Origin of the sequence: Winogradskyella sp., assembly GCF_013042245.1 — a bacterium.
Classification (GTDB): Bacteria; Bacteroidota; Bacteroidia; order Flavobacteriales; family Flavobacteriaceae; genus Winogradskyella.
In genome coordinates, this window is record NZ_JABDQL010000003.1 from 1 (window position 1) to 5,014 (window position 5,014).

At 31.8% G+C, this 5,014-nt stretch carries 5 protein-coding genes; all 5 read left to right on the forward strand.

What is annotated here, in order from left to right:
- Positions 1 to 52 precede the first annotated feature (52 nt).
- The 5 genes from HKP48_RS00120 to HKP48_RS00140 all read left to right on the forward strand — a co-directional run bounded on the left by HKP48_RS00120 (position 53) and on the right by HKP48_RS00140 (position 4,739).
- On the forward strand, positions 53 to 349 hold the full coding sequence (locus HKP48_RS00120; RefSeq protein ID WP_296341545.1) for a DUF6799 domain-containing protein: 297 nt from the start codon (positions 53 to 55) through the stop codon (positions 347 to 349).
- A 123-nt stretch (positions 350 to 472) separates the two neighbouring features.
- A complete protein-coding gene (locus HKP48_RS00125; protein WP_296341547.1) occupies positions 473 to 1,279 on the forward strand; it encodes a TorF family putative porin in 807 nt (268 codons plus the stop codon).
- A gap of 406 nt (positions 1,280 to 1,685) precedes the next feature.
- Positions 1,686 to 1,949, forward strand: coding sequence for a DUF4405 domain-containing protein (locus tag HKP48_RS00130; protein ID WP_296341549.1), 264 nt, complete (start codon positions 1,686 to 1,688; stop codon positions 1,947 to 1,949).
- Positions 1,950 to 2,192: 243 nt separating this feature from the next.
- Positions 2,193 to 3,506, forward strand: a complete 1,314-nt coding sequence (locus tag HKP48_RS00135; protein ID WP_296341552.1) for a TolC family protein — start codon at positions 2,193 to 2,195, stop codon at positions 3,504 to 3,506.
- A 108-nt stretch (positions 3,507 to 3,614) separates the two neighbouring features.
- Positions 3,615 to 4,739: an efflux RND transporter periplasmic adaptor subunit gene (locus tag HKP48_RS00140; protein WP_296341553.1), complete on the forward strand. Its 1,125-nt coding sequence runs from the start codon at positions 3,615 to 3,617 to the stop codon at positions 4,737 to 4,739.
- The last annotated feature ends 275 nt before the right edge of the window (positions 4,740 to 5,014 follow it).

Genomic DNA, 5,014 nt, shown 5'->3' on the forward strand with positions numbered 1-5,014 from the left:
TGATATAGTAAAACTGTAACATTATGACTTTTATGGATATATTTACTATTCTGTGACATCGAGTCACAAAATAGTAATAATTAACGAGGCAAGCCTCGAGGTATTAAACCTGAAAGCGAATAAATTAAATCTAGATGATGGTGCTTCTATAAATCCTGATGGACAATACCAAACAAAAGAACGTAAACAGTTACGTCTCCAAGAAGGTGAATGTTTAAATATGGATGGTAAAATGTTTAAAAATACATATCAGCACAGAAAAATGATAATGAAAAACAAAATGACCAAGAAAAAAACAATGAAAAAGAAAAATCTTCAAAAAAAGTCCAAAAAAATGGGAACCAAATAATAAATAGTAGAAAAGGCTTTTAGATTATTCTTTAAGCCTTTTCTATCTCAAATGTATCTTATTATGAAGCTTACAAGGACTATAATTCTATCATTACTGCTGATGCTATTCTAGAGACCTTTAATGATAGGTCAAAATGAGATAGAATTAGACTCTTCTTTTGTTTCAGTAGATATAAGCTTTATTAGTGATGCCGTATTTATGGGGCGAAAGGATTCTATTTCCAACCCTTATTTGTATCCATCAATGACCTATTATCACAAATCTGGGTTTTATGCCAAAGGTTCACTATCGTACCTTACCAGAGAAGATGAAGGCAGAGTAGATCTGTCTTTGTTAACTGCAGGTTATGATTTTACTATAGAGAAATTTATTGGAGACATCTCTTTAACAAAATATTTTTTTAATGAAGATAGTTTTAATGTAATATCTGAAGTTGAAGCAGATATTACAGCACAATTTATTTATGATTTTGATATTCTTAATCTAGGCGTTGCTTCAAGTTTATATTTTAATAATAATAGTGACTCCGATTTATTTTTGTCATCAGAACTAAGTCACGATTTTGTTTCAACAGACGAAAAATTTCAAATTTCACCAACAGCAGGTGTGTATTTCGGCTCACAAAATTTTTATGAGCAATATTATATCAACAACCGATTTGGTAATGGTCGAGGTCAAGGACAAGGTCAAGGCAGCCAGTCTTTACCATCTGAAAGCATAGTCCTTAACGAAAGTGAGGAGTTTGGTCTTATGGCTATAGAGTTGAGCACTCCAATGTGGTATGCTAGTGACCAATGGATATTTTCATTTTTGCCAGCTTTTGTGTTACCACAAAATCCAGCAACATTGACGGTAGATGACGTTGTATTTGAAGAAGATTTAGAAGACACTTTTTATTTTATTCTTGGTGTAGCTCATAAATTTTAAAATAAATAGTATACTGTTTTGTTATGAAAAACTGATAGTATAGATATAAAGGCAGAAGCGGTTATAATTTAATAGATGCTTTCATATTGGTTTGGTAAAAAGCACTCTCTTCTCAAACGGGAGTGCTTTTTTATTTTGTAACCTTTGTTACTTAGTATACTTAAGATGTTACATATACTTGTAATAATAAAAAACTTCTGTTTTTCTCAATTTCATTATAGTTTTAAGGGTTTTGAAAAGAGATTAATAGATTTTCCCCCAAAGTTTTTTAATTAGTATTAGAAAGGTGTCCAAAATTAATGGGCACTTTTTTTCTCAAATCCATTCTTTTTAATCTGATGAATATCATTGTTGTATCACTACTAGGCAAATACTTTTGACTGTACTATCAATAAACACAGATACGATGAAAAAATCAGTCAAAGCAATGCATAAATCCATATTAAACTTTTCAATAAATGCTGTAATGGCACTTTGCATGTCTGCAATTATAGGTATTGGTTTTCTTATTAAGTATACTCTGATTTCGGGACAAGAACGTTGGGACGTCTATGGTAAAAATGTAGAGCTCTATTGGTACGGAATGGACAGAAACCAATGGGGACTATTTCACCTTATTTTAGGATTTGTTCTTATGGTATTATTAGTAGCTCACATTGTTTTACACTAAAAAGTGGTAATCACAGTTTATCAAAGAATAATTGAACAACCTCTCACTAAAAAGTTTATAGCCTTTTGTTTTCAGTTATTTGTGTATTATTAATTCTCATCCCTTTTTATAGAACCAGATATTAAATCTCCAAAAAGGCAAAAAGACATAAGGTAACATTGGTTACACAAGCAAAAATTAGGTAACAAAGGTTACAAACTTAAGAAAGTACCCAATCTAATTTTGTTTATGAAATATAAAAACATGAAAACAAACATATATATATTAGTATTTGGTTTTTTGTTAAACATAGGATTTATTCTTCAGGCGCAACAATCCAAATCTATTTCTAAGTCTGAAGTATTGCTTAAAGTTATTAATAAAAATCAAAGTCTAAAAATTTCTGAACAGGAATTCAACAAAGCTAAAGCAGATTATAGACAGACTAACGCGGTATTTTTACCAAACATTTCTGTATCATATACTGGAATATCGACAACAAATCCTTTGATGGCATTTGGTTCTAGACTAAATCAGGAAATAGTAACTCAGAATGATTTTAATCCTATTTTATTAAACGACCCTAAGCAAATCCAAAACTTCGCAACACGTATCGAAGTTAAGCAACCACTGATAAATTTAGATGGTTTTTATCAACGTAAAGCCGCTAAATCAAAAATGAATGCTATGGCTTTACAAACCAAGCGTACTAATGATTATTTGGTGTTCGAAGTTGATAAGGCCTACATGCAATTACAATTAGCATATAAAGCTGTAGATGTTTTAGAAAAAGCACTCAAAGCAGCAACAGAAAATAAAAACTTGGCGGACAACAGTTTTAAACAAGGTTACCTCCTACGTGCCGATGTTTTGGCCGTAGAAGTGCGAGTTAGTGAAGTGCAAAACCAGTTACAACAAGCAAAGAGTAATGTTAAAAATGCTTCAAACTATCTTTCGTTTTTAATGAATGATAAAATAAGTGTCATTTACGAGCCTTCAGATGAGTTATTGGTTTCCGACTTAAGCTCAAAAAGCACACAGATCATCTCTGAAAACCGTTTGGATATCAAAGCAATGGCATTAGCATCTGATGCCTATAAAACCGCCTACTTAGCTGATAAAATGGATTTTCTACCAAAGCTTAATGCTTTTGGAAGTTATGAGCTCTATGATGATAAAATTTTTCAAGCAGATGCTAATGGTTACCTTATAGGAGCAGAATTAAGTTGGGATATTTTTAAAGGTTCTAAACGTTTTGGGAAAGCACAAAAGAGCAAAGCTGAATACGAAAAATCAAAGTTGCAATACCAGCAATATGTGTCACAAAGTGAATTAGAGCTTAACAAAGCCAAACGCATGCTATCTGATGCAAAAAACAAATTAAAATTGACAGAATTAGTAGTCTCACAATCTGAAGAATCTTTAAGGATTAGAACTAACAGATTTAAAGAAGGCTTAGAAAAAACCAGTGATTTATTAATAACAGAAGCACAATATGCCCAAAAACAGTTAGACTATTATCAAACCATTTTTGAATATAATTATGCGAAGGCATATCTAGATTTTTTAACCAACTAAAATCTCATCTTTTCTAAAGACTTGGAAACTCTAAAAGAGCAAATAAGCATTTATAAAAACATGACAGTCACCTATTTGTTAAAAAGGTTTACGAAAAATAAAATGAAAATGAAAAAACATCTATACAAATTAGTAATCTTCACGGTATCATTATTTATGATAAGCTGTGGTAATGAAGACAAAAAGCAAGACTCTATTAACACACTGGTCATTCCTGTAAAAGTAAGTCAAGTAACTTCAAATGGAACTAACCCATTTTTAAGTGTCAGTGGAAAAATTCAAGCATCAAATAATGCAGACTTGAGTACTAGAATGATGGGGTACGTGACCAAAGTACATGTAAATATGGGCGATAAAGTTCGTAAAGGTCAATTGCTGGTATCCATTAAAAATAATGATTTACAAGCAAAAAAAGCACAAGTCAATGCAGGTATCAATGAAGCGACAGCAGCTTTTAATAATGCCCAAAAAGACTATAAGCGTTTTAAAAACTTGTTTACTGATAATAGTGCCACACAAAAAGAACTCGACGACATAACAACTAATTTTGAAATGGCAAAAGCACGATTAGAGTCTGCCAAACAGATGAGAAACGAAATCAATGCACAGTTGGCTTATAGTAATATTACAGCCCCTTTCAACGGAATAATTACAAACAAAAATATTGAAACTGGTGATATGGCTAATCCAGGAATACCACTAATCAGTATCGAAACACCCAACAATTTTGATGTGATAGCCATGGTACCAGAAACTGAAATTTCTCAAATTAAAAAAGGGACAGATGTAGATGTAATAGTGAAATCTTTAAACAAAACCGTAAAAGGATTTGTAACCGAAATAAGTACTTCTGCCAAACACACAGGAGGCCAATATTTGGTAAAAATAGATTTAGATAAAACAGATGCTAACATCTTATCTGGCATGTTTACAACAGTTCAATTTCCTGTAGAGCAAAAGACAAAGTCAACTATGGTTTTAATTCCTACAGAAGCTATTGTCACCAACGGTCAATTATCTGGAGTTTATACGGTAAGCCAAAGTAATACAGCAATGCTGAGATGGCTACGTTTAGGTAGGACTTACAATAATCAAGTTGAAGTATTATCAGGTTTAAACGAGGATGAATCGTATATCGTTTCTGCTGATGGTAAGTTATTTAATGGGGTAAATGTAAGTCCATCACTAGCCCTACCAAAAGAGAAAGAAGCCGAAACGAAACTAAATAATTAACAAAAAAATCCACAATATTTTTTTTCAAAGCCGGTGTTGAAGGTAGAGAAATAGGGAATTAATAGAGTAATATTATGAAACGAGCATGCTAAACATATTATCACCCAAGGGAATGATTAATAGCGAACAGCATGTGTCCTTAAAAAAACAAGGCTATATTCTATAATATGACTTAAATAAGTTGTATTTTAGTAAAAACGAAAGTCATGATACCACAAAATTTCACAGAATACTTCAAAAGCCTCGAATTATTTGAGCGACAGGAAATAGTAAAT

Bases quoted from the DNA above. Each gene is read 5' to 3' on its own strand.
- HKP48_RS00125 (WP_296341547.1), top strand. From the start codon at position 473: ATGATAGGTCAAAATGAGATAGAATTAGACTCTTCTTTTGTTTCAGTA.
- HKP48_RS00130 (WP_296341549.1), top strand. From the start codon at position 1,686: ATGAAAAAATCAGTCAAAGCAATGCATAAATCCATATTAAACTTTTCA.
- HKP48_RS00135 (WP_296341552.1), top strand. From the start codon at position 2,193: ATGAAAACAAACATATATATATTAGTATTTGGTTTTTTGTTAAACATA.
- HKP48_RS00140 (WP_296341553.1), top strand. From the start codon at position 3,615: ATGAAAAAACATCTATACAAATTAGTAATCTTCACGGTATCATTATTT.